This is a genomic window from Mesorhizobium sp. M8A.F.Ca.ET.181.01.1.1, assembly GCF_004792025.1.
In the GTDB taxonomy this organism is placed as follows: domain Bacteria; phylum Pseudomonadota; class Alphaproteobacteria; order Rhizobiales; family Rhizobiaceae; genus Mesorhizobium.
Genome location: NZ_SRTV01000003.1, coordinates 629,551 through 652,918, shown reverse-complemented (window position 1 = coordinate 652,918; position 23,368 = coordinate 629,551). Strand labels below are relative to the sequence as shown.

At 62.7% G+C, this 23,368-nt stretch carries 21 protein-coding genes; 13 read left to right on the top strand and 8 right to left on the bottom strand.

Translation table 11 applies throughout. The annotated features are described in order from the left end of the window. The first annotated feature begins 396 nt into the window (after positions 1 to 396). Positions 397 to 1,170: a hypothetical protein gene (locus tag EN824_RS15885; RefSeq protein WP_135932473.1), complete on the top strand. Its 774-nt coding sequence runs from the start codon at positions 397 to 399 to the stop codon at positions 1,168 to 1,170. Positions 1,171 to 1,369: 199 nt separating this feature from the next. On the opposite strand, the gene EN824_RS15880 is transcribed toward EN824_RS15885, so the two are convergent. Further along, positions 1,370 to 1,594: a helix-turn-helix transcriptional regulator gene (locus tag EN824_RS15880; protein WP_135932472.1), complete on the bottom strand. Its 225-nt coding sequence runs from the start codon at positions 1,592 to 1,594 to the stop codon at positions 1,370 to 1,372. Between the two features lie 111 nt (positions 1,595 to 1,705). On the opposite strand from EN824_RS15880, the gene EN824_RS15875 reads away from it, so the two are divergent. The 3 genes from EN824_RS15875 (at position 1,706) to EN824_RS15865 (ending at position 3,734) form a co-directional block, all read left to right on the top strand. Further along, positions 1,706 to 2,662, top strand: coding sequence for an IS1595 family transposase (locus EN824_RS15875; RefSeq protein WP_135932471.1), 957 nt, complete (start codon positions 1,706 to 1,708; stop codon positions 2,660 to 2,662). A 184-nt stretch (positions 2,663 to 2,846) separates the two neighbouring features. Further along, positions 2,847 to 3,053 (top strand): hypothetical protein, encoded by a 207-nt coding sequence (locus EN824_RS15870; RefSeq protein WP_135861029.1) that lies wholly within the window; start codon positions 2,847 to 2,849, stop codon positions 3,051 to 3,053. A 78-nt stretch (positions 3,054 to 3,131) separates the two neighbouring features. After that, positions 3,132 to 3,734 carry a hypothetical protein gene (locus tag EN824_RS15865; protein ID WP_135932470.1) on the top strand — a complete coding sequence of 201 codons (603 nt, stop codon included), beginning with the start codon at positions 3,132 to 3,134 and terminating at the stop codon, positions 3,732 to 3,734. Here EN824_RS15865 and EN824_RS15860 read toward each other — a convergent pair. Continuing rightward, entirely contained in the window at positions 3,662 to 4,105 is a 444-nt protein-coding gene (locus tag EN824_RS15860; protein ID WP_135932469.1) for a hypothetical protein, read from the bottom strand. The genes EN824_RS15865 and EN824_RS15860 overlap by 73 nt on opposite strands. 58 nt (positions 4,106 to 4,163) lie before the next feature. Continuing rightward, positions 4,164 to 5,204, bottom strand: a complete 1,041-nt coding sequence (locus EN824_RS15855) for a CapA family protein (RefSeq protein WP_135932468.1) — start codon at positions 5,202 to 5,204, stop codon at positions 4,164 to 4,166. A 144-nt stretch (positions 5,205 to 5,348) separates the two neighbouring features. Here EN824_RS15855 and EN824_RS15850 point away from each other — a divergent pair, with 144 nt between their 5' ends. Continuing rightward, entirely contained in the window at positions 5,349 to 6,605 is a 1,257-nt protein-coding gene (locus tag EN824_RS15850) for a hypothetical protein (protein WP_135932467.1), read from the top strand. Positions 6,606 to 6,634: 29 nt separating this feature from the next. Here the strand turns inward: EN824_RS15850 and EN824_RS15845 are convergent, their stop codons facing one another. The 4 genes from EN824_RS15845 to EN824_RS15830 form a co-directional block, all read right to left on the bottom strand. Then, the gene (locus tag EN824_RS15845) at positions 6,635 to 6,913 is read right to left on the bottom strand and encodes a hypothetical protein (protein ID WP_135867465.1); all 279 of its coding nucleotides are present in this window, start codon (positions 6,911 to 6,913) and stop codon (positions 6,635 to 6,637) included. Between the two features lie 93 nt (positions 6,914 to 7,006). Continuing rightward, positions 7,007 to 7,939 carry a hypothetical protein gene (locus tag EN824_RS15840; RefSeq protein WP_135867466.1) on the bottom strand — a complete coding sequence of 311 codons (933 nt, stop codon included), beginning with the start codon at positions 7,937 to 7,939 and terminating at the stop codon, positions 7,007 to 7,009. Then, the gene (locus EN824_RS15835; protein WP_135867467.1) at positions 7,939 to 10,617 is read right to left on the bottom strand and encodes a hypothetical protein; all 2,679 of its coding nucleotides are present in this window, start codon (positions 10,615 to 10,617) and stop codon (positions 7,939 to 7,941) included. Before EN824_RS15835 ends, EN824_RS15840 begins: the two co-directional genes overlap by 1 nt. Positions 10,618 to 10,667: 50 nt before the next feature. Continuing rightward, entirely contained in the window at positions 10,668 to 11,537 is an 870-nt protein-coding gene (locus tag EN824_RS15830) for a protein-L-isoaspartate O-methyltransferase (RefSeq protein ID WP_135867468.1), read from the bottom strand. Between the two features lie 527 nt (positions 11,538 to 12,064). Here EN824_RS15830 and EN824_RS15825 point away from each other — a divergent pair. From EN824_RS15825 to EN824_RS15790, 8 genes are all read left to right on the top strand, one after another. Beyond that, entirely contained in the window at positions 12,065 to 13,660 is a 1,596-nt protein-coding gene (locus EN824_RS15825; protein ID WP_127869742.1) for a DUF2778 domain-containing protein, read from the top strand. 117 nt (positions 13,661 to 13,777) lie between these two features. Next, on the top strand, positions 13,778 to 16,855 hold the full coding sequence (uvrB, locus tag EN824_RS15820) for an excinuclease ABC subunit UvrB (protein ID WP_127279689.1): 3,078 nt from the start codon (positions 13,778 to 13,780) through the stop codon (positions 16,853 to 16,855). Positions 16,856 to 17,131: 276 nt separating this feature from the next. Next, positions 17,132 to 18,037 (top strand): DMT family transporter, encoded by a 906-nt coding sequence (locus EN824_RS15815; RefSeq protein WP_127279688.1) that lies wholly within the window; start codon positions 17,132 to 17,134, stop codon positions 18,035 to 18,037. Positions 18,038 to 18,288: 251 nt separating this feature from the next. After that, the gene (locus tag EN824_RS15810; protein ID WP_135932466.1) at positions 18,289 to 19,815 is read left to right on the top strand and encodes an ABC-F family ATP-binding cassette domain-containing protein; all 1,527 of its coding nucleotides are present in this window, start codon (positions 18,289 to 18,291) and stop codon (positions 19,813 to 19,815) included. A 134-nt stretch (positions 19,816 to 19,949) separates the two neighbouring features. After that, entirely contained in the window at positions 19,950 to 20,231 is a 282-nt protein-coding gene (locus EN824_RS15805) for a type II toxin-antitoxin system RelE/ParE family toxin (protein ID WP_127278413.1), read from the top strand. A gap of 13 nt (positions 20,232 to 20,244) precedes the next feature. Beyond that, on the top strand, positions 20,245 to 20,544 hold the full coding sequence (locus EN824_RS15800) for a HigA family addiction module antitoxin (RefSeq protein ID WP_127278412.1): 300 nt from the start codon (positions 20,245 to 20,247) through the stop codon (positions 20,542 to 20,544). Positions 20,545 to 20,664: 120 nt separating this feature from the next. After that, on the top strand, positions 20,665 to 20,847 hold the full coding sequence (locus tag EN824_RS15795) for a hypothetical protein (protein WP_127278411.1): 183 nt from the start codon (positions 20,665 to 20,667) through the stop codon (positions 20,845 to 20,847). A 153-nt stretch (positions 20,848 to 21,000) separates the two neighbouring features. Then, positions 21,001 to 21,417, top strand: a complete 417-nt coding sequence (locus tag EN824_RS15790; protein WP_127278410.1) for a glyoxalase/bleomycin resistance/extradiol dioxygenase family protein — start codon at positions 21,001 to 21,003, stop codon at positions 21,415 to 21,417. A 251-nt stretch (positions 21,418 to 21,668) separates the two neighbouring features. On the opposite strand, the gene EN824_RS15785 is transcribed toward EN824_RS15790, so the two are convergent. Continuing rightward, complete coding sequence (locus EN824_RS15785) at positions 21,669 to 23,303, bottom strand: sulfotransferase (RefSeq protein ID WP_127278409.1); 1,635 nt, start codon at positions 23,301 to 23,303, stop codon at positions 21,669 to 21,671. Between the last annotated feature and the right edge of the window lie 65 nt (positions 23,304 to 23,368).

The window sequence follows — 23,368 nt, the reverse complement described above, 5'->3', positions numbered from 1 at the left end:
GGGCCCCAGCTCATCCACGGTTTAAGCCACCTGAGGGGTGACGGGCTCTCGACCGCCGCCACGGATCAGGCAAGCACCTGGTCCGTGGCACCCTCAACAATGCACGATTCCAAACACACAAGGGGTGTTCCAGCGGAGTGAGGCGTTGGTATTCCCTGGAGCACCCCTCATCCGGCCGCTTCGCGGCCACCTTCTCCCACAGGGGGAGAAGGGAAGATCGCGGCATTAGGTAGCAAACTCAAATCCAAAATTAAACGCTTTTAAAGAGGGTTCCGCGTTTGTGCCGGAACCCGCCCCGCTTTCCATTTCATGTGCTATCCCCGCTCTCATATCACGCCACTCTTGCATATGGGCGATGATATGTGTAGATAGCTGCTAGAAAGCGGCGGTTAACCAATGTCTGATTCCACCATTGTCATCTCGGAAGATAGCGTTCGCCAGGAATGCGAGCAGATCATGCTTGCCTTCAAGGAGTGGGAGGCGCGCAAGCTACGTTTTGATAAGATGGTGGAGTTTCTGAGGGCCGCCGGAAAAGATAGTTGGGTTCCGGCGTCTTATGCCATGCAGGCCGAGACTGCTGAGACACCCGGAAAGTATGCCAGCCTTGCGGCCCGGAACGGCCCTACGTGGGCCGGCGAGGTGCTGAGGACACTGGCGAGCTTCCCGAACGGTGCTACATCGGGTGAACTGCTGGAAGTGATACAGAAGGGGCCATTCGGGGAGCGGGCCACTAAAAACCCGCCCGGAATTTATAACACTGCCACCAAGCTGGAACGGACTGGAGAAGTTAAGCGGCATAACGGGCGGCTATTCCTGCCCGCTAACTTCGATAGGTTTATGGAGCGCGTGCGCGCGGGCGAAGTTGAGGACTACAAGGGCAGCGGCGCCGCCGCAGAAACCATAGGCGATATGCTAGTTAAGATCATCGCTAGCAGCGACGGGCTGGAGGCCGGCGAGATAGTCAAGAAGATGGGCGAGCAGGATGTTCTGCCCGCCTCCGTCTACAACAACCTGTCGAAGATCGTTCAGAAGGGGCGTGTTCGACGCGAGGGGAAGATCTACCTCCCTCTAAAGAATGAAGCGCTCCCCGAGCAATCGGAAAGCGCTTCTCAGATCACCGGCAACGAGGGTGAGAGCTCGCTGCCAAATATGGGTTCAGGGAATTCCTAGGGTGCCCCTGAACTTTAACATATACCGTTACCCACGGCAGACCGGCGCTGTAGACGCCGGAAGGAGGTCACGAGGATGCTAACGTTTCCTCTCGGGGCTTCACCCTTCGCCGGGTGTTGTCCCTTGCTCTTGAGAGCGTGACCGGGGCGGGCGGCGTAAGTCGCCCGCTTCGTTTTATTATCATGGTCGAGAACGAACCTCAACCATTGTTCGGGTTGAACACTATCCCGTTTGCGTTTTCGATCGACACTCCAGCGGCTTCAAGGGCTCGCTGGATTGCTTGTAGATTGTTCGCAATTGGAATGCGTCTTGCCTTTTCGAAGTCCCGTATCGTGCTGAGCGAAACTTGCGCGCGCTTTGCCAGATCGTCTTGCGACCAATCCAACCAACCACGCGCGGCCCGGCTTTGTTCAGGTGATAACATGACGCTTTTCTATCGACGCCACGCTAATTTGTCAATGCCAACGATTTTCGTTGACATCATGCATATTAGTGGATATCGCTTACTTCAACGATTTTCGTTGAGGTCACTCAAATGGCGCAGCACTTCCTCCTCAGCAAAGAAGCCCGCACCCTCAGCCTCAAGAGCATCTATCAGGCTGGTGAGGTCCAGGCCCGCGAGACATTCAAGCGCATTCGTTGGGCCGCGACGAATGGCGAGCCCGTTTGCCCGCAATGCGGTTGCGTCGACAGCAAGCCGGTAAAGGGCCGCCCTACGTTCCGTTGCCTTGGTTGCGCCAAGCAGTACACCATCACAAGCGGCACGATCTTCGCCTCGCGCAAAATGTCCTACACGGACCTGCTTGCCGCGATCTGCATCTTCGTCAATTCGGTGAAGGGCATTTCCGCTCTCCAGCTTTCCCGCGATCTGGATTGCCAGCACAAGACGGCTTTTGTCCTTTGCCACAAGCTGCGGGAAGCTCTTGCAGCCGAGATTGCCGGCCAGAACCTTGAAGGGGAAATCGAGATTGATGGCGCTTACTTCGGTGGCTACGTTCGCCCGGCCAACTTCAAGAAAGACCGCATTGACCGTCGCCTTGCTGAGAACCGGACCGGCAAGCGCCGCGTTGTGGTCGCGCTGCGCCAGCGCAAGGGCCGCACCCATACCTATATCGTCAACCACGAGGCAGAAGGCGTGGCGATTGCAGAGCGCATTGCGCGCAAGGGCTCAGTGTTCTTTGCGGACGAGGCGACCCATTGGGATGCGCTCCACAACAATTTGGTAGCTCATCGCATCAACCACAGCGAGGCATACAGTTACTATGGCGGCGTCAATACCAATCAGGCAGAGAGCTTTTTCAGCCGCCTGCGTCTCATGGTTTCGGGCCAACATCACCATGTGTCGGCGCATTATCTTTACCAGTACGCCAACCACGCCGCATGGCTGGAGGATCATCGCCGCGACTCAAATGGCGACAACGCAAATGCAATCATTGGCAACGCGCTCAATCATCCTGTAAGTCGCGTATGGTCTGGATATTGGCAACGCTAATAGCGCTGCACCACGCTTGAAACGTCGTATTTAATGCATATTTCATGCCTATGGTGTATACCGTACGAACGCGACGTACGTTGACGGCAAGCCAAAATCCTGCTTTGAACAAACCGCAACGTTCGCGCGTTACGCTATTGATGGCGTGCATCAGCACGCTTTGAAACGAAGGAGTGCAGTGCCAATGTCTGAGCAAGAGAAGTTTCTCGCTCGGCTTGGGGATGCCCGGAATGACGGGCTGGTGGATGTAAAGTTTTTCTTTCACCCGTCAAGGGCAGTCAAGCCGGAAGAAATCTTTGCTGGCCTGAATGGCGTCGAAGACGCAATTCGGGACAAGCGCGCCACCGTGCATACCAATTGGGATAATAACGAGATCGCGGGAGCGATCTAGCTGGTATCTTGACGCTGCCGGTAGCGCTATTTAATAGGAAAAGGCGGGCATTGAGCCCGCCTTTTTTTGGATCTGAATGTGTTTTCTGCGATAAAAATAGTAAGCCGCGAATCACTCTCATTCGCTAGGGCAGGTCAATGTTCTCTGCAGCGGATACATAACATCATCGAGGCTTACACGAAGATCGATCAAATCTTCTACGTTAGGTATGACGCCGAACCAGAAAACCCGATTTGGGGTGAGTTTCTCAGATGGGAGCAATTCGCTCCTTATCAAGGCGAGCAAACCAAAGTCGAGATAAGGTATGCATCTCATCTAGACGACAAGTGGAAGCGATTTGTTGTTTGCAAAGAACTAGCCCATTCGCTCGATGCCCGCAAAGGCGTTCATACTGTTCAAGACGTGGACGTGAAATCTTTGATCACCGAATTGTCGCTAACTAGCGCAGCCGGTGTGCGCTCGCTGGCGGTCTCAGCGGAAAAGATTGCTGAAGCGGGCGCGTTGGAAATGCTATTGCCGCTCGCTCTGCGAAAGGAAGTTATCGCTGCTAACGCCGTCGATGACGCACTGATCAAGAGCTTATCCGACCAACACGAAATCCCCGAGTTTTATGTTGGGCTCGGGTTCAACAGCGAATACAACGGTTTGATCGAAGGAATCCTCGCTGCATTTCCGGACTGATTGCGCCGCCGCGCCCAGCTCTTCTGGCTCTTAACACATTCAATGACCTTGGCCACAAGCGCGCCATTAGCTGTATCCCAGCCCTTAGCTTCGATAATTCGCAACGCCGTTCCACGGTAGGTTAGCTTGACGCCGCCGGCTTCGATCTCCCGCATTAGTCTCGGCAATTCACGCCGCTTGAACCGGTAGACATGCTTGCGCTTGGGCTTGATGTCTTCCGGGTTTGCGTCATAGGCGAAGATCGCAAGCGTGTGGTCTATGTAGGCTATCTGGTCGATCAGGGATGATCGCTGCCTGTCCAAGTCGAGAACCTGGCCCGCCAGTTCGGCGCGCTTTGCGACTAATGCTGAGATAACGTGCGGCTCACCCATACCCCATATTACGTCAACGATAAGCGTTGGGGTAGATGATATTATTTGAGTTTGCTACCTAATGCCGGAAGATCGCCCTCAGCCGACCCTCGACCTTTTGCCGCATTCCACCTTCCAGCCCCTCCACCGACACCAGCCGCTCATGGTCGCCCACGCGTAGCCGCATGAATGGAAGCAGCCGATAGGCGGCGACCCTGCCGCGCTTCTGCGCTTCAGCACTGACGTCGACGATGAAAATCCCGCCGATACGCCCTGGCCATGGCTGGCGGGCAAAAGCGGTGCCGAGGAAGTCGCCGAGCCCATAGGCGACGATCGCCTCGCCGATCCGCTGCACCGGCTGCACGACATGGGCATGATGGCCGGCGATCAGCCCGACGCCGTGCCCGGCCAGCCGCCGCGCCAGCGCCCGCGTTCCGGCACGCGGAAAATGCCGGAATTCCCAGTCCCAGTGCGGCACCGCACAGAGGAGATCGATCCCCGCGCTCGCCTCGCGCGGCCAGCGCGCCGGATCGCCTTCCATCAAGACGCGGCCGGCAAACAGGCTTTCGTCGGCGTTGCGCCAGAGCGTGAAAGCGGCGAAGCCGAGAGCGATCGGCCCGACCGCGAAGCGTTCGACCGGGCCAGTGGCGGCTAGGCCGATGGTGCGGATATCGAGCAGCCTCAACGTGGCCGCCGTCGCGTCGAAACCGGCGACACCCTGGTCGAACACATGATTGTTGGCCAGCGACAGCACGAGTTTTTCGCGCTCGATCCCGACCGCCGCCAATGCTTCCACCAGAAAGCGTTCGCTCATCGCATGATGCGTGCCGAGCTTGGTCCCCAGCACGGCACTTGGCTTGTCCACGATCGGGCTTTCGCAATTGCCGATCACCAGGTCGGCAGTGCCGAGCAGCGCCTTGATCGCCGGATCGCACGCCGGCGCGCTGCGGTTGGCCACGGCCGAGATGTCGCCGACGAAGGCCAGCCGCACAGTCTGTCCCGGCGGCGGATCCATCGGCGTCCCCGCCGCCGGGGCAAACCCGTTGGCGTCGCCGCCAAGCGACGGCTTCAGGAACCGCGGCAGCCAGGACAGTTTGTAGGAAAGCGGATAGTTCGACACGCGATGCCCAATTTGCTTGCCCTGTGTAGACCGTCCGTCCGGCGTGTTGAAGCCATCCGGCGACAATCATGCGCCGAGACCGGCAGACGGCGGACGGCAAATTCGTGTATGGTCGCCGGCGCGAAACGCACCTGGAGGGGGAACATGAAACGAGTTGCGAGCCTGCTGGCCTCAGCCTTTATTCTGCTTGTACCGTTGTGTTCGGCTAACGCCGCCATGCCCGAAGCGGCAACCGCATTGTTCGAAGCCAAGACCGTGGCCGCGCGCGACGGCGCCCTGTCGACACTGGAAGCGGCTGCGCCGAAAGATCCGGCTTCGGCCTATGCCGCCGGCGCCGGCGAGTTCTTCACCGCACTGGAATTGCTGGCGAGCGGCCTGCACCGCCATGGCTTCGAGAGCCCGCAATCCTTCATGCTGCCGCTGATGCAGCTGCCGGTGCCGACAAACCCCAACCCCGAGCCGCTGACCTACGAAGAGTTCCGCTCCATCCTGGTCGCCTTCCGCGACCGGCTGGCAAAGTCCGCGGCGACGCTGGGTTCGGTGCCGGCCGACGCCGATATCGGCATGGTCATCGACCTCACCCATGTCGGCATCGACCTCAACGAGGACGGCACGATCGCACCGGATGAAAGCATGGCTGCGATCATGGCGGCGCTGTCGCACGGCGGCATGGCGCCAGACGGCGCCGCACCGGCGCTCACCTTCCGCTTCGACCGCGCCGACGGCTACTGGCTGCAGGGCTATGCCGAGTTCCTGATGGCGCAGGCCGATTTCTGGCTGGCGCATGATTTCAGGGGCACGTTCGACGGCTCGTTCCACATGCTGTTCCCGCGCGCCAAGCTGCCATTGCAGGACATTCTGGTGCCGCCGCCCAGCGAGATGGGCGGCAACATGTTCTCCTCGGAATGGCGCATCGCCGATTTCATCTCGATGGTGCACATGATCAACTGGCCGGTGATCGAGCCGGAGCGCCGCAAGGCGGCGCGCCAGGAGCTGCTCGAAATGATCCGGCTGTCGCGCGAGGACTGGAAAGCGATCCGCGCCGAGACCGACAATGACCGCGAATGGCTGCCGGGCCCGCAGCAGAAGGGCGAAAACCAGCTCACCGGCCTCGAAGTCGGCGAGGAGCAGCTCCAGGCCTGGCTCGCCACCTTGACCATGGCCGAGGACTTGCTCGAAGGCCGGGCGCTGCTGCCGCATTTCCGCATCACCGGCAAGGGCATCAACATGAAGCGCTTCTTCGACGAGCCGAAGCCCTTCGACCTCGTACTGTCGATCACCGGCCCCGGCATCGCACCCTATCTGGAGACCGGCAAGATCCTGACCAGCGACGATTTCGACCTGATCCAGCGCGAATTCGGCGGCGGCGGGTTTCTGACGTTCGCGCTGTGGTTCAATTGAGGACTAAGCGCCTCGAACCGCACTGACGATCAGAAGAAACGGCGTTGGAGACGCAGGAGCCCGGCCACGACCGCCGCTATCAGCGCGTTCGATATCACGCCGACCGCGCCGCTCATCCAGGCGATATCGCCGGATTGACCAAGAATTACGAAGGGATAGCCGATGGCGATGATGACAATCGCCGCCACCAGTCCAAGCCAGCCCACGCTTGGCTGCTTGACCCTGAGGCTGAGGAAATAGGCGATAGCGATCAGCACGATCCTGAGCGGGTCCAGTATGTGGGCAATGACGATAGCGGTCAGAAGCATGGCCGGGCACTAAGCTTCAAAACCAAACCTTTCAAATGCCAGGTTTCAAGTGGCAGGGCTCATGGAATTCAGCCGGCCTGATGTCGACAGGTCTTATCGCGCGAACCCGTGCAGCCGCGCCAGCAGCCATTGCAGCGGATTGTTGACGAATGCCTTGGTGACGAAGCTGTCATGGGCGGCTTCCGAGGCGAGCAGAGCGATGGTGCCGGCTTCCAGCCGCCGCGGCGGATCGGCGCTTGCATTGATGCCCTTGCCTGCCAGCGCCTGCCTGATCTCGGCATTGCCCGAGGCCGAGGATTTGCCGTAGGCGCTGACGAAGAAACTCTTCCTGTGATGCGCGATCCAGTCGGCGAAGACGTCGGCTTCGTCGAACACGGCGTCGAGCAGGATGACGCCGAGCAGGCGGCCGCCAATGTCACCATTCCCAAGCACGGAAGCGGCCGGATTGTAGCCGCCGCTATAGGCGACCAGCACCACCGGCATGGCCTCGAATTTTGCCGCCTTGGCGCCGGTCAGCCTGGCCAGGCCTTGCGCCGCCTCGGCCATGAACCCGGAAAAATAGCCCGGTGTCCAGAAATTGCCGGCGCTGGAATCCTGCGCGTCGCGGGCAAATTGCGGCGCCACTAGCACGGCGTTGAGGCCCGAAGCCTCGACCTGCGCGGCCACGCGCTGGCGCCCGACCACGTCTCGCTGCAAGGTCGCGCCGTTGCCGTGGAAGAACACGACGATGACAGCAGGCTTGGCGGCATCAAAACCTTTGGGAATCCCGAGTAGCGTCGAGCGGTCCGAATAGGTCTCGTCTTCCCAGTAGATTCCCCCACGCGGCGAGGTGTGGCCGTGGCGGCTGTTCGCATCGACGTCGAGAAACGGCGCGGAGCCGTCGGGCAGCTTGCCCCGGTACGGAAACGGCGACGCCTTGAACGGCACGATGGTCGAGATCGCCTTGTGCAAGCGCGCCCCCTGGCTTGCCACCGGAAACGCCGCCGTGGCCAGCAGTCCGGCGACGATGGCGCGCCGGTCCGGCATCAAGCGGGCACCACCCGGAGAGCCGGCGCCCTTGATGGCAACAGCACCGCGAAGAAGGCCGGAATGGCGACGAGATAGGCAATCCCAGCCCATTGCAGCACGGCGCTGAGGCCGAAGCTGGTGGCGACGATCGGCACCGCGGCCGAGCCGATCACCGAGAAGCAGCCATTGATGCCCCAGGCCCAGACGAACAGATGCTCCTTGCCGAGCCGCGCCAGCCAGGTCATGGCGGTGGCCATCGGCATGCCCATCAGGAAGGCCGGCGGCGACACCAAGAGGAAGCAGAGCAGCAACCGCACCGCATAGGGATAGGCGCCGATCCAGTCGAGCACCGGCGACAGATAGAAGCCGTAAATCAGCAGCAGCGCGCAGATGGCCAGCAGCACCACCGGCAGCAGCGTCCTGGCACGGTCGAAGATGCGTTCGGCGAACAGGCTGCCGAGACCGGAAAACACCAGCATCGAGGAGATCAGCACCGAGGCCGAAACGGTCGGATTGGCCAGCGCCACGGTGAAGCGGCTGATCAGCCCGACCTCGACCATGATGTAGCCGAGGCCGAGGCACGCGAAATAGAGGATGGTGCCGAGCTTGCCGCGCGAGCGCGAGAACACGATGCGCCAGCCGAAGAGCACCGGCAACAACACCAGCGACGCCGCCGTGATGCAGGCAATGCCGAGCGTCGCCCAGATCAGCAGATAGCCCCAATCGTCCTGGAACAGGTCGAGCCGGTCGAGCGTGCGCGGCAGGTCGGCGACCTTCACATAGGCCGCAAAATAAGGTTGATCGTTGCTCAGCGCACGCGCGTCGAAGACATAGTCGCTCGCGAGCTTTTCCCAGCCGCCGGTCAGAAGTGCGTGCCAGGTCATGCGCTGCAGTTCCGTCGCCGGCAACACCTGCGGACCGGCATCGGCATCCGCGCAGGCATCGAGCGTCGGATCGGCGGGTGCGGTCGGATCGCAGTCAGGATTTGCAGGCGTGGTCGGGTCGGCGGGTTGGGTGAGCGTCGCGTCCTGTCCGCTGCCGAAGATCGACGCGCGGTAATCATCGAGTACCTTCTGCGCCCCCGAGCCGTCATAAACCATTCCTGGATAATAGACTTCCTCCCAGGACATCGATTTGGTGTAGTCGCGCAGCGTCTTGATTTCGGTTTCCGTGAAGCCGCCACGCTTGAACAGCACCGTCGTGGTGGAGAGATAGCTCGACACGGCGAAGACATCGTTGGCGGCACCTTGGCGGTCGAAAATCTCCGCCGCTTCGGCGACGGTAGAATAAAGCTTGAGCACCGATTTTGGCGGCTCTTCCTTGTTCCACAAGGTGATCGACAGCACGCCGCCTTCGGCAAGCGCGTGCATGTAGCTCAGCATCGCCTCGCGGGTATAGGCGTATTTCTCCGAAATGGCGAAGCCGCCGGGATTGGACAGGCCGACGCTGTCGGCCAGGCTGAGGTCGATGACGTCGTAGCGCTCGGCCGTATTGGCGAGGAACAGGCGCCCGTCATAGTCGATCACCTTGAGCCGCGGTTCCGCCAGTATATTGCCGGTGACATCCCTGAGGATCGGATCGCGGAAGGCCCGCAACGTCATCGGGTTGCTCTCGGCGAGGGTCACCGAGGTCGAACCGGCATTGAGCGCGGCCTGTGTGGAAATGCCGCCGCCGAACTGCACAACGAATGTCTTGGGTTTCTCCTTGATGACATAGGGATAGTGCATCGGCAGATAGCGGAAATAGACTTGCTCGGCCGGCGCCAGGTTGCGCATGATGCCTTCCGGCCCGTCGCCGTCGCGATACATGCCGACATAGGTGTTGGCCGGAACCTCGGGCATGCCGAAGGCGGCGTTGTCGCTCAGGCCCGGCGCGAAATGCATGTAGGAGCTGGCATAGACCTGCAAATCGCCGAACGGCGAGACGCTGCGGTAGATGCGCTTGCCGTCCGGGAAGTTGCGGGCATAGGCGACACCCTTGTATTGCGAGACAGTGATGTCGGGTATGCCTGTAAGCCCGGGCAGCACGAGGTAGCCTGATATCGACAGCGCCGCGACCACCAGGCCCGCGACAACGCTCTTCCAGGCGCCGAACGCGGCGAACCACAGCAGCGAACCGGCGGCCCACAAAAGCAGCGGCACGACGATGATGGTTTCAGGCGCGAACAGATACAGCGACACCAGCACGACGAGGCCGGCAAGCCCCGAGCCGGTCAGGTCGGCGAAATAGACGCGGCCGAAGGCGGTGCGGCTTTTCAGGAAGACGATGCCGAGGAAGAAGGCGCCGGCCAGGAACGGCAGGAGGTAGAGCAGGAAATTGGCGAGCAGCCGCCATTTCTGCTGGGGATCGGACACCAGGAAGATGGCATTGAACGGCACCGTCTGGGCGATGAGGTTGGAGCCGACGGCGAGCGGGCCGATCAGCAACAGGGCCACCGTTGCGGCGCCTTGCCAGTGGCGATCGAACCAACCCTTGCCGGCGAAGATGACGACACTGGACAAGGAGAAACCAAGCATGGCGAGGCTGACCACCAGCGAGCCGAAATGCGACCAGCTGCCCACGGCAAACACCCGCATGACGGCGATCTGCAGGGCGATGATGGCGCCGGCGATCAGCCCGACCGCGAGGTAATGCGCAAGCCGTGGCGCCTCCAGCGAGGCGATGCCTGGTCGAGAGATCGATGCGACGGCTGCCATTCAGGCCCCTCGATGCGAATTCAGCAAGGCCGGTGCCGCCGCGCGGCGACTCAGCCGTTATGCGTGCCGACGATCTGGTCGCCTTCCAGCTTGGTGAAGGGCACGAAAGGCACCACCTTGCCGTTATAGATGTCCGAGCGGACGATGTTGAACGTGCCGTCGGCAAGCTGCTGCTTGATCACCTTGAGCACATGCTGGGCGCCCGGCGGACCGACGGGAATGACCATGACGCCATTGGGCTTGAGCTGCTGCAGCAGCGATGGCGGAATATGGTCGATGCCGCAGGTGACGATGATCTTGTCGAACGGACCGACGCTCTCCCAGCCATAATAGCCATCGGCATTGCGGCTGGTGACCGCGCCGAATTCGCTGTAGCCGCGCTCGATCAGCCCGTCATAGATACGGCGGGTGCGCTGCGCCAGCGGATTGATGATCTCGATCGTGTGCACCTTGTCGGTGAGGTTGGCCAGATAGGCCGACTGGTAGCCCGAGCCGGTGCCGATCTCGAGCACGGCTTCGCCGAACTGCACGTCGATGGCCGTCGTCATGCGCCCGACCAGGTGCGGGCCTGAAATCGTCACGCCATAGCCGATATCGAGGAAGGCATGATCATAGGCGCGGCCCAGGTTCTGCGGCAGCACGAACTCCTCGCGCGGGGTCAGCAGGAAGGCGCGCTTGTTGCGATCGTCCAGCACGTCCTTGTTGTAGACCATGATCTGGAAGCGATCGAATCGCTCAGCCAGCAACTTCGGATCCTCGCCGCGATTGGCCACCATCCAGTCGATGAAGGACTTCTTATCCTTGAACGGCACCTCCGCATTGCGGTCATAGGGAACCGGCACGGCAGCCTTGACGGCGGCCGGAAGAATGGAAAACGCCGCGGCTCCCGCCGACAGCGCCAAGAAGTCCCGACGCTTCATGGAAAAGCCTCCAAAGGTGACCTTTGCCACCTTGAAACCAAGCACTTGACCGGATTGCACCGCCTCCCAAAACGAGTCAATCGGCCGCCGGAAGTCGATCCGCCAGGCCGAAAAATTGTGGCAGGACGGCAACAGTAGTCGCGGGCACCCGGTGGCGTTCGCGGCGGCGCGGCCGATGCCTGTCGGCGCGCCTCATTGCCGCGGGAAGCGCTCGATCGTGTTTTTGCAAGGATTAGCAAGGGCTGTTTTGCTTGACTCGACAGGCAAAAACAGGCAGCAAAACAGCCTTGGAAGGGCTGCAATACCGCGTGCATGGTCGTGGACGAGCCTTTTTCGGCACAAAGTCCACGTCTCTCGATTGGTTTTGAGAGGGATTGGTTAACCAACTTTGTCCATATTTTGAAGCAATCGGCAACTAACGACAGGCGCGGCAAACGCGTCGGGGACCACCTGGGATCACTCACAGAATGGTCGTCGCGGCTATCACAGCCGCGGACGTGGGAGCCGATTGGAGCAAGATTGGTTGCATGGCGTTCTTGAGTCGTAAAATTGTCGGGGACAGGCGTTGGGGCGGCGAGACCGCTGTCGAAGCGTCACGTGCCTCATCCTTCACCCCTGAACGGGTTGTCCCCTGGGTCGCTGTGCCAGGCGTCGGCGTTGCCGTCGGCCTATGGCTGATCGGCACCATGGCCGGCCTCAGCTCCGTCGGCGCCTCGCTCTCGGCGACGTCGGCAGGCCTGCCGCAGACGCTGTCCATGCCGGGCGTTCTCGCTCTCGCCGATCCGCTGAAACAGCATTTCCTCAGCTCTTCGGCGCCGTTCGTGATGGCCAATGCCCATGGCGGCGCGCAGGCGCTGCACGACCATGCCGTACAGTGCGGCGCCAGCTGCTTCAAGCTGGCCGCGGTAACCTCCAAGGCGGAGAAATCCGCGCGTCTGGTGGCACAGGTCAAACCAACGCCGGCGAAGTCGAAATCGCAGCAACGCTTCGAGCTGATGGAAGCGTCGCTGTCGCCGACAAAGCTTGCCGCCGCCTTCGCCGGTGCGGGAAAGCCGGCGGCCCCAGCCAGCACCCATCCCCTTATTTCCACCGCCGCCCAGCAAGTCACCGAGGCGTCTCTCGTGCCGTCCGTCCAGGTCATGGCCAGCCTGTCCAACGACATGCCGGCTCCGGCGGCGGAACGCTTCGCCCGCGCCGATACGGGTTCCGTCGTGCAGACCGCGCCGGCGCCGACGGGCTTTGCCCAGTCGGAAACGCCCGACAACGCGCAGCTGGCGCTTGCCCTCGTCGAGTCGATGCCGGTCGAGGACGAAGCCTTCGCCTCGCCGCTGCCGATGACAGAATCCTCACCCGATGTCGCGGTTGCGCCGGTGGAGACCCAGCAGGAACAGCCCGGCGACGCCGCCTCGCTGCCGGATGCGCTTACCGACGGCGTCCCGCTGCCGACCCGCCGCCCGCAATATGAGGCTCCGCAGCCCAAGGTCGTGGAGCAGGACAAGCCGGCTCCGCAGCCCAAGGCACTGCCACAGAAGCCTGCACCTCAGGCAAAGCCGGTCGAGGTGGCCAGGCAGCCTGCCCGCCAGGGCCGCTCCGGCGAAAACGGCGACGTGCTGGCCTATGCCAAGCCGGATACCCCTGCGGGCGGCCTCGGCCAGGCGTTCAGGAACCTGTTCAACGGCCCCAGTGCCGGAAGCGGCGCTGGCCATGGCGTGGCCGTCTATGACATCAGCGCCAAGACCGTCTACATGCCGGACGGCCAGCGGCTCGAAGCGCATTCCGGCCTCGGCGCCATGGTTGACCAGCCGCGCTATGTCCACGTGAAGGACCGTGGTCCGACGCCGCCCGACACCTACAATCTGTCGCTGCGCGAATCCCGCTTCCACGGCGTCGAGGCGATCCGCCTGACACCGACGAGCGGCGGCAACAAATACAACCGCAACGGCCTCCTCGCGCATACCTACATGCTGCGCGGCGGCCGCGCCGAATCCAATGGCTGCGTCGTCTTCCGGGACTATGCCCGCTTCCTCGCCGCCTTCAAGAAGGGCAGGGTTACACGCCTCGTCGTAGTGGATCGCCTGAAGGGATCGGCGACCCGGGTCGCGTCGAACGGAAGCGGCGCTTGAGATAAGGCGGAACCCACCGACACCTCCTGACAGCCTTCTGTCAGGAGCATGACGCGCCCGCCGGCCAGCCTTCATCGCGCTCTTTCCATTTTCGCCAAGACCTCCCATATTCGGGACATGGCCAAATCCCCCGATAAAAGAACGCCGCCGACGGCGGATGACGACCGCGCCGCGCCGAAGCGGCGCAGCCCGCTGACCGATTTCCTCGACGCGTCCGAGCCGCTGCACAAGGGCGGCTTCGCCGAGATGCCGCAGGCTGAGCTGACGGGCACGCCGCTAACCGGTTCGATCGCGGATTGGGCCGAGCAGATCGAACAGGAGGCTGAACGGGAAGGCCGCGCCGCGGGCAAAGGCGGCGGCGCCAAGTCGCCGAAGAAGATTCCAGAGCGCTCCGCGGCGCCGGGCCGCACCGCGCGCGGCACCTCGATGGGCGGCGCCGCGTCGGCCCGCGAACGCACGGCGGCCGGCCTCAATCCGGTCGCCGGGCTCGACATCTCGCTGGAAGAAGCCGAGACGATGTCGTCCAGTGGCGTCACCGCCACCGTGGCCGCGCTCTCGGCTCTGATCGAATCCGGCAATCCGCTGCACAAGGACGGCGTGCTGTGGACGCCGCACCGCCCTGCCCGGCCGGAGAAATCCGAAGGCGGCATCGCCATCAAGATGGTGTCGGACTTCGAACCGGCGGGCGACCAGCCGACCGCCATCAAGGATCTGGTCGAAGGCGTCGACAACAACGACCGCACGCAGGTGCTGCTCGGCGTCACCGGCTCCGGCAAAACCTTCACCATGGCCAAGGTGATCGAGGAGACGCAGCGCCCTGCCTTGATCCTGGCCCCCAACAAGACGCTGGCCGCGCAGCTCTATTCCGAGTTCAAGAAATTCTTCCCCGACAATGCGGTGGAGTATTTCGTCTCCTACTACGACTATTACCAGCCGGAAGCCTACGTTCCGCGCACCGACACCTTCATCGAGAAGGAATCCTCGATCAACGAGCAGATCGACCGCATGCGCCATTCGGCGACGCGTTCGCTGCTCGAGCGCGACGACGTCATCATCGTCGCCTCGGTGTCCTGCATCTACGGTATCGGGTCGGTCGAGACCTATACGGCGATGACCTTCCAGATGCAGATCGGCGACCGGCTCGACCAGCGCGCCCTGCTCGCCGACCTCGTCGCCCAGCAGTACAAGCGCCAGGACATCAATTTCGTGCGCGGCTCGTTCCGCGTGCGCGGCGACACGATCGAAATCTTCCCGGCCCACCTGGAAGACCGCGCCTGGCGCATCTCGATGTTCGGCGACGAGATCGAGGCGATCACCGAATTCGACCCGCTGACGGGCCAGAAGACCGGGGAGCTGAAGAGCGTCAAGATCTACGCCAACTCGCACTATGTGACGCCGCGCCCAACGCTGAATCAGGCGATCAAGTCGATCAAGGAAGAGCTCAAGCACCGTCTGGTGGAACTGGAGCGCGCCGGCCGTCTGCTGGAAGCGCAGCGGCTGGAACAGCGCTGCCGCTTCGACCTGGAGATGCTGGAAGCCACCGGCTCCTGCGCCGGCATCGAGAACTATTCGCGCTATCTCACCGGCCGCCAGCCCGGCGATCCGCCGCCGACTTTGTTCGAATACATTCCCGACAACGCACTGGTCTTCATCGACGAAAGCCACGTCACCGTGCCGCAGATCGGCGGCATGTATCGCGGCGACTTCAGGCGCAAGGCGACGCTGGCCGAATACGGCTTCCGCTTGCCCTCCTGCATGGACAACCGGCCGCTGCGCTTCGAGGAATGGGACGCCATGCGGCCGCTCTCGGTTGCCGTTTCGGCGACGCCGGGCGGCTGGGAAATGGAACAGGCCGGCGGCGTCTTCGCCGAGCAGGTCATCCGGCCGACCGGGCTGATCGATCCGCCCGTCGAAGTGCGCCCGGCGAAAAGCCAGGTCGACGACGTCGTCGGCGAGATCCGCGAGACGACGGCCGCCGGCTATCGGACGCTGGTCACCGTGCTGACCAAGCGCATGGCCGAGGACCTGACCGAATACCTGCACGAGCAGGGCGTGCGCGTTCGTTACATGCATTCCGACATCGACACGCTGGAGCGCATCGAGATCCTACGCGATCTGCGGCTTGGCGCCTTCGACGTGCTGGTCGGCATCAACCTTTTGCGCGAAGGTCTCGACATTCCAGAATGCGGCTTCGTCGCCATCCTCGACGCCGACAAGGAAGGTTTTCTGCGTTCGGAGACATCGCTGATCCAGACCATCGGGCGCGCTGCCCGCAATGTCGACGGCAAGGTCATCCTCTACGCCGACCAGGTCACCGGCTCGATGGAACGGGCGATGGCCGAGACAAACCGTCGCCGCGAAAAGCAGATGGAGTGGAACGCCGCCAACGGCATCACGCCGGAATCGGTCAAGTCTCGGATCTCCGACATTCTCGACTCGGTCTACGAGAAGGACCATGTCCGCGCCGATATCTCGCAGTTCACCGACGGCGCCGGCGCCATGATGGGCAACAATTTCAAAGCCCATCTCGACGCGCTGGACAAGCAGATGCGCGACGCCGCCGCCAATCTCGACTTCGAGAAGGCGGCCCGCATCCGCGACGAGATCAAGCGGCTGCGCGAGATGGAACTGTCGATCTCCGACGATCCGCTGGCGCGCGAGGTGGAAGGCCAAAGTCCGGCCTCGGGCCGCGAAAAAGGCAAGCACAACAAGGGCGTGGCCAAGCATCGTACGGCTGAGGAACAGGAGCGGTTCCGCAAGCTCGACCAGGCACGTGCCGCCGAAGAGGCGGCCAAGGCCGCCCGGCCCAACCTCTTCCGCAAGCCCGATCTCGACGAGATGGGCGCCGACGGCGCCGTACCGGTGAAGAAGCCGCTGTTCGCCAAGCCGTCGCTGGACGATATGGGCCCCGGGACCGACATGCCGACCCCGTCAGGCGCGGTGTCGCGCTCGCTGTTCAAGAAGCAGTCGGCCGAAGAGGCGCACGGCTCCGATTTCGGCATCCCGGGCGACGCGACCAAACCGCTGTTCAAGAAGAACTCACTCGACGAAATGACCGTGCGGCGCACGGAGACGCCGATCGAAGGCGAGAAGCCGGTCAAGCGCGAGCGCACCGGCATCGGCTCCTACGAGGACCCAGGCGACGCCCGCCGCGAAAAGCGCCGGCCTGGCAAGACAGGCAGACCGGGAAAGTAGCGATCCTTCGCGCCCCCTCTGTCCTGCCGGACATCTCCCCCACGAGGAGATCGGATATCATCTTTGCTTTCGCCAATCTCCAACGTCGCGCAATGAGCGAGGCGCACAAGCTGCCAATCTCCCTCCTTGTGGGGGAGATGTCCGGCAGGAGGGGGGCGCTGTCCCTCCAACATAGATCAGCTCTTCTTGGCACCTTGCCAGTCATGGGACGAACCTATACGGGCCTTGGCATTGGCTCCTTCGCTCGGAAACCAAACTCCCGCACGGCCCACCCCCATGAAACCCAGAGACATCGCCGCCTACATCTTCCTGGCCGTCACGTGGGGCCTGTCCTTTCTGGTCCTGCTCAAGGTGGTGCACGCATTCGGCTGGGTCGGCGCGGTCACCTTGCGCGCGCTGATTGCCGGCAGCACGCTCTTTCTGCTTGCCGCCGCGACGCGGCGACGGCTGGATTTCAGCGCCGGCTGGCGGCACTTCGCGGTGGTCGGCGCGACGACCGTCGCCGCTCAGCTGATCGGCCTTTCCTATGCCACGCCGCGCATCGGCACGGCCATGGCGGCTATCCTGGTTGCCGCGATCCCGCTGTTCTCGATGATCATCGGCCAGCTCTGGGGGCTTGAGCGCATCACTGTTCGTGGCCTGGGCGGGCTGCTGCTCGGCGCTGCCGGCATTGTCGTCCTGGTCGGCTTCCCCGCCGTTCCGGTCACCGCATCCTTTGCGACCGGCTGCGCCGCCTCGCTGTTCAGTTCGTTCTCGGCCGCCTTCGGCAGCAATTACGCCAATCGCCATCTGCGCTCGGCCGGCTCGCTGGAACTCACCAGCGCCGCCTTCCTGTTCGGTGGGCTGATGACGCTGCCGCTGCTGCTCGTCGTGCCGGTGCCGGCCATTCCGCGCCCCGTCGACTTCCTTTACCTGGCGATCCTGGCCTGCGTCATGAGCGCATTGACCTATGTCGTCTATTTCCGGCTGGTGGCCTCAATCGGTGCAACCAGGACGATCAGCGTCGAATTCGCCGTGACCACGATCGCCGTGCTGACCGGAACGATCCTGCTCGGCGAGTCGCTGACCGTCATCCAAGGCTTCGGCGCGGTGGCGATCATCTGCGGCTGCATCCTGGTGCTGGACCCCTTCCCGCGCCGCGCGAAAGCGGTGGCCTTGCCATCAGCCCCGCCTTTGGTGTAGCCAGTCGTCACACTCGAACGTCTCGAAAGGAGGGCTCACGTGTTTACGTTTTTTCGTCACCATCGTCAGCGTGGCCCGATTTCTGCCCTGCGAGCTAGCTTGCAGGGCTGACCAGGGACGGTCCGGGTTTTTTTCCCGCTTCGATTTTTTGGTCTGCCCTTCGTGGTGTGCAACGCCTGGCCTGATAGCCGGCACGCGCACCGTCAAAGTGCATTGACCCGGACTTTCCGGACAGACCAGAGAAATCGAAAATGGCCCTGATCAGCCTCAAATCCCTCGGCGTCACCATGAGTGCGCCGCTCTTCTCCAATCTCGACCTCAGCATCGGCACTGGCGACCGGCTCGGCATCGTTGCCGCCAACGGCCGCGGCAAGTCGACCTTGTTGAAATGCCTGGCCGGCGAGCTGGAGCCGACGACGGGCGACATCACCCGCACGCGCGGCCTGCGCGTCGGCCATGTCGAACAGTCCGTTGCCCCTGCCCTGCTCGGCAGTACTTTTTACCAGGTGGTGGCGGATGCCTTGCCACCGGAGCAGACCGACAGCGAGATGTGGCGCGTCGACGTGGTCCTCGATTCGCTCGACGTGCCCGAGCCAATGCGCGAGCGGGAGATGCGGGCGCTGAGCGGCGGCTGGCAGCGGCTGGCGCTGATCGCCCGCGTTTGGGTCACCGATCCCGACGTGCTGCTGCTCGACGAGCCGACCAACCATCTCGACCTCGCCCGCATCAGCCAGTTGGAAACCTGGCTCAACGCGCTGCCGCGCGACGTGCCCGTCATCATCGCCAGCCATGACCGCGCCTTCCTCGACGCCACCACCAACCGCACGCTGTTCCTGCGTCCGGAACAGTCGCCGGTGTTTTCGCTACCCTACTCACGGGCCCGGGAAGCGCTGGACGAGGTCGACGCCTCGACCGAGCGAAAATTCCAGCGCGACATGAAAGTGGCGCAGCAATTGCGCCGGCAGGCGGCCAAGCTCAACAATCTCGGCATCAATTCGGGCAGCGACCTGCTGACGGTCAAGACCAAGCAGCTCAACCAGCGCGCGGAAAAGCTCGAAGAGGCAGCCAATCCGGCGCATCGCGAAAAATCGGCGGGCGCGATCAAACTCGCCAATCGCGGCACGCACGCGAAGGTGCTGATCACGCTCGACGACGCGGCGGTGGAAACGCCCGACGGCACGCTGCTGTTCAGGACCGGCAAGCGCCACATCTGCCAGGGCGACCGCATCGTGCTGCTCGGCCGCAACGGCGTCGGCAAGTCGCGCTTCGTCACCTTGATCCGCAACGCCATCCTCGATCAGGATGCGGTGCGCAATGTGAAGGTGACGCCGTCGACAGTGCTCGGCTACAGCGACCAAGCGCTGTCCGGCATCAGCGGCGACGACACGCCGCTGGCCATGGTCTCGCGCCGCTACGATGTCGGCGAACAGCGCGCCCGCTCGCTGCTCGCCGGCGCCGGCGTGGTCATCGAGATGCAGGAGAAAAGGATCGGTGTGCTGTCGGGCGGCCAGAAGGCGCGGCTGATGATGCTGGCGCTCAGGCTCGCCAATCCCAACTTCTACCTGCTCGACGAGCCGACCAACCATCTCGACATAGACGGCCAGGAAGCGCTGGAGGAGGAGTTGCTGAAGCACCAGGCAAGCTGCCTGCTCGCCTCGCACGACCGCTCCTTCATCCGTGCCGTCGGCAACCGCTTCTGGCTGGTCGAGAAGCTGAAGCTGACCGAGGTCGAAGACCCGGAGCGTTTCTTCCGTGAAGTGGCTGAAGGAACCGGCTGAGCGGCGAGGAAGATGCATTGCCGATGAAGTTTCGGCCTGTCATTGACAGGGCGCACCTTTGGTATCATTTCATGAGACGTACTCTTGATTCCTGAAACGTATCATGTCATGGTACGTCCGTCGGAACCCCACGGATGATACGCTCGTTCAAGGACAAGACCAGCCAAGCCGTTTCGAACGGCAAGGCTCCAAAGGGCTTCCCTTCGGATCTTGTCCGACCGGCCCAACGGAAGCTGTACATGATCGACAACGCCGCCGAACTGTCAGATCTCAAGACGCCTCCCGGCAACAGGCTTGAGCCGTTGAAAGGCAACCGTGCCGGTCAGCATTCGATCCGCATCAACGATCAGTTTCGCATCTGCTTTCACTGGGTGGATGGGCAGGCAGAAGATGTTGAAATAACCGACTACCATTGAAGGCAGGTCCCAAATGCTTGATATCAACCCGCCCATCCATCCCGGAGAAATTCTCCGCGAAGAGTATCTCATACCGCTTGGTCTGAAGCCTTACACGCTGGCCAAAAAGCTGCATGTGCCGCGCACGCGCATCGAGCGCCTAGCCAGCGAGACGACACCGGTAACGCCCGATACCGCACTGCGCCTTGCGAAGTTTTTTGGGACCACGCCGCAGTTTTGGATGAACATGCAGGCAAGCTATGACCTCGCCGTCGAGGGGAAGGCCAAGAGAGCCGACCTTGAAACGATCGAACGATTGGAGACTGCTGCCTGACGTAAGGGCGCCGCGCCGGTAACAGAGAAAAAATTCGACAATCTGTCGGATCGCCCGTTGCTGCCTCGTCCTTGGGATGCCGACACGATGATGCCGGCGCCAACCCAGGGAGAAGTCATCATGTCCGTCCTGTCACCCATCGGCCGCATCGCAACCCGGTATGCCGCGGCGCGCGCCCGTCACCGCAGCGAACGCATCCTTTTGTCGCTGCCGGCCGAACTGCGCAAGGATATCGGCTTTCCGGAAATCTTCGATGCCCGCGACAGCCGTCGCGCGGCCACGTCCTCGGCCAAGGTCATATGACCATGGCCAGCCGCAGCATGCACCGGCCTCAAAAGCCGGCCGGTGCCCGATGATCCGGCCGCGGCGAAAAATTTTCGGGCCCTGTAGGATTGGCGTCACCTCATCCGTCCTATGATCCGCAAGGCCATGCCAAACGTGAAGAGGAACACGAGAATGACCGACCAGACCCCGCCCCGCGCCAAGGTTCTTGGCGGATTGACCCCCTATCTGCAGGTCAACGGCGCCATCAAGGCCGCCGAATTCTACAAGAAGGCTTTCGGGGCCGAGGAAGTCTTTGCCTATCCGGCGGATGAAAAAGGCCGCACCATGCATATCCACCTCTACATCAACGGCTCGACGCTGATGCTCGGCGACGCCTATCCGGAACACGGCCATCCGCACCAGGCGGCGCAGGGCTATACGCTGCAGCTCCATCTCGGCAAGGATGACATCGACGCCTGGTGGAAACGCGCCGTCGACGCCGGCTGCGAGATCGTCACGCCGCTGCAGGTGATGTTCTGGGGCGACCGCTGGGGCCAGGTGAAGGATCCCTTCGGCGTCGCCTGGGCAATGAACGCACCGACTGAATAAGCTTAGCGTGCGCGCCCTCGCCGAGGGGGATGCGCCCAAACAATCCTATGGCGGAGCAAGGAGCGAAGCGACGCGGCGTAGACCATAGGATCCATGCCGTAACGTCAAAATATCGGAAACGGCGAAGACTTCTGCCCCGCGGCATTCTTCGATCGAGGTCGCGGCATGGATCCTAGGGTCTTCGCGACGGAGCTTCGCTCCTGCTTCGCCCTAGGATGACGAAGCTGATGGGCATCTCCGCGACCCGCTCGCTAATCCAGCTTGTCGAGCAGCGGCTTCAGCCGGTCGCCGTAGCGCTTCCACAAATCGACCGAGCCCTGGTACATCGGCTGGCGCACCTGCGCGGCGGATGCCGTGCGCACCGGCCGGTCGGTCGCGTGGAACGACAGCACGGCATCGTCCCATGGCAGGCCGAGATAGTCGATCAGCGCCCGGCTCTGGCCTTCCTGGTCGGCGACGAAGTCCTCGTAGCGCACATCGTGCACGACGCCGGGCAGCACCTTGTGCCAATGCGCCATGATGTCGGTATAGAGATTGTGGAAATCGGCGAGTTCGCCGAGGTCATAGCCATAGCGGTGGCTGTCGCCGCGGAAATGCACCTTGTAGATCGACAGGCATGTCGCCGCCGCATCGCGGGCGCAGTGGATGATCCTGGCCTTCGGCAGCATCATGCGGATGAAGCCGACGAGCAGGAAGTTGCCCGGCATCTTGTCGGTGACGTGGCGCATATGCGGATAGCGGGCATGCAGCATGTCGAGATAGGCCTGCCCCGCCTCGGCGAAATCGGTATCGTCGGTGTCGGCCACGCCCCAGGGGAAGCCGCCCGGCATGTCCGACGGAAACTGCCTGCCGACCGCCGTCTTCAGGATGCTGAGCTCGCCCGCGCCATAAACCTGGGGGTGGCTGGCGATGATCTGTTCGACCAGCGTCGTGCCCGAACGCGGCATGCCGACGATGAAGATCGGCGCATCGTCGGTGATCGGGCTCGGCCTGTGCTTCTCGAAGAAGCCGGCATCGAACACGGTCTTCATCGCCTCGAATTCGGCACGCGTCTTCACCGGATCATAGTCGATGCCCTTGCGGCGGATGGCATTGCCCTCGGCGAAGTAGTCGAAGGCCTTGCCGTAATCCTTGAGATCGTCATTGGCCTTGCCGAGGCCAAACGACAGCTGCATGCGTGCCAGGCTGTCCTGGGGCGCCTTGGCGTGCTGCGCCTCCATGCCGGCCAATTCGGCATCGCGCTCCTTCTGGCGCTTGACCTGCGTCAGCATCAGCCATGCGCGGGCCATGCCGGGCTGGATCGCCACCGCTTGCCGGAACAGGTCTGTCGCCTCGCCGAGCTTGCCCTTCTCCATCAGCCCGACGCCCAGCCCGTGCAACAGGTCGGCATCCTTGGGGCGAATGGTCAGGGCCTCCTGGAAGACAGCCAGTGCCTCGTCGAGGCGTCCGGCTTCCTGCAGGGTTTCGGCAAGCCCGATGCGCGCGCGCACGTGGAATGGATTGCGCTGCACTGTGCCGCGATAGATGTCCTCGGCCTCCTCGAACCGGCCGATCTGCTTCAGCGACGAACCGAGATTGTCGCGCGCCGCGAGCTGCTCCGGCCGCAGGTCCACCGCGCCGCGGAAGAAATCGATCGCCGCCGTGACGCGGCCGAGATCGCGCATCACCGTGCCGAGATTGTTGAGGAAGTCGGGGTTCGTCGGCTGCAGCTGAACCGACTGCTCCAGGAAATCCATGCCTTCTTCGCTGCGCCCGGTCTGGTGCAGCAGCAAGCCGAGGAAATGCGCCGCGGCCGCGTGTTTGGGCTGACGCGCCAGCACCTGCCGGTAGATCGCCTCGGCCTCCTGCCGGCGCCCGGCCTGATGCAGTTGCAGCGCCTGCTGCACATACTGGTCGAGGCCCAGCGGCGGCCGTCCTCCGGCGCCAGACTTGGCCGCGCCAGACGTAGCTC

Excerpts from the sequence above, each read along its gene's own strand:
- EN824_RS15815 (WP_127279688.1), top strand. The coding sequence starts at position 17,132 with ATGAAACCCAGAGACATCGCCGCCTACATCTTCCTGGCCGTCACGTGG.
- EN824_RS15845 (WP_135867465.1), bottom strand. The coding sequence starts at position 6,913 with ATGCTTCTGACCGCTATCGTCATTGCCCACATACTGGACCCGCTCAGG.
- EN824_RS15805 (WP_127278413.1), top strand. The coding sequence starts at position 19,950 with ATGATACGCTCGTTCAAGGACAAGACCAGCCAAGCCGTTTCGAACGGC.
- EN824_RS15850 (WP_135932467.1), top strand. The coding sequence starts at position 5,349 with ATGAAACGAGTTGCGAGCCTGCTGGCCTCAGCCTTTATTCTGCTTGTA.
- EN824_RS15800 (WP_127278412.1), top strand. The coding sequence starts at position 20,245 with ATGCTTGATATCAACCCGCCCATCCATCCCGGAGAAATTCTCCGCGAA.
- EN824_RS15830 (WP_135867468.1), bottom strand. The coding sequence starts at position 11,537 with ATGAAGCGTCGGGACTTCTTGGCGCTGTCGGCGGGAGCCGCGGCGTTT.
- EN824_RS15885 (WP_135932473.1), top strand. The coding sequence starts at position 397 with ATGTCTGATTCCACCATTGTCATCTCGGAAGATAGCGTTCGCCAGGAA.
- EN824_RS15825 (WP_127869742.1), top strand. The coding sequence starts at position 12,065 with ATGGCGTTCTTGAGTCGTAAAATTGTCGGGGACAGGCGTTGGGGCGGC.
- EN824_RS15870 (WP_135861029.1), top strand. The coding sequence starts at position 2,847 with ATGTCTGAGCAAGAGAAGTTTCTCGCTCGGCTTGGGGATGCCCGGAAT.
- EN824_RS15880 (WP_135932472.1), bottom strand. The coding sequence starts at position 1,594 with ATGTTATCACCTGAACAAAGCCGGGCCGCGCGTGGTTGGTTGGATTGG.
- uvrB (WP_127279689.1), top strand. The coding sequence starts at position 13,778 with ATGGCCAAATCCCCCGATAAAAGAACGCCGCCGACGGCGGATGACGAC.
- EN824_RS15790 (WP_127278410.1), top strand. The coding sequence starts at position 21,001 with ATGACCGACCAGACCCCGCCCCGCGCCAAGGTTCTTGGCGGATTGACC.
- EN824_RS15795 (WP_127278411.1), top strand. The coding sequence starts at position 20,665 with ATGTCCGTCCTGTCACCCATCGGCCGCATCGCAACCCGGTATGCCGCG.
- EN824_RS15840 (WP_135867466.1), bottom strand. The coding sequence starts at position 7,939 with ATGCCGGACCGGCGCGCCATCGTCGCCGGACTGCTGGCCACGGCGGCG.
- EN824_RS15860 (WP_135932469.1), bottom strand. The coding sequence starts at position 4,105 with ATGGGTGAGCCGCACGTTATCTCAGCATTAGTCGCAAAGCGCGCCGAA.
- EN824_RS15810 (WP_135932466.1), top strand. The coding sequence starts at position 18,289 with ATGGCCCTGATCAGCCTCAAATCCCTCGGCGTCACCATGAGTGCGCCG.
- EN824_RS15875 (WP_135932471.1), top strand. The coding sequence starts at position 1,706 with ATGGCGCAGCACTTCCTCCTCAGCAAAGAAGCCCGCACCCTCAGCCTC.
- EN824_RS15835 (WP_135867467.1), bottom strand. The coding sequence starts at position 10,617 with ATGGCAGCCGTCGCATCGATCTCTCGACCAGGCATCGCCTCGCTGGAG.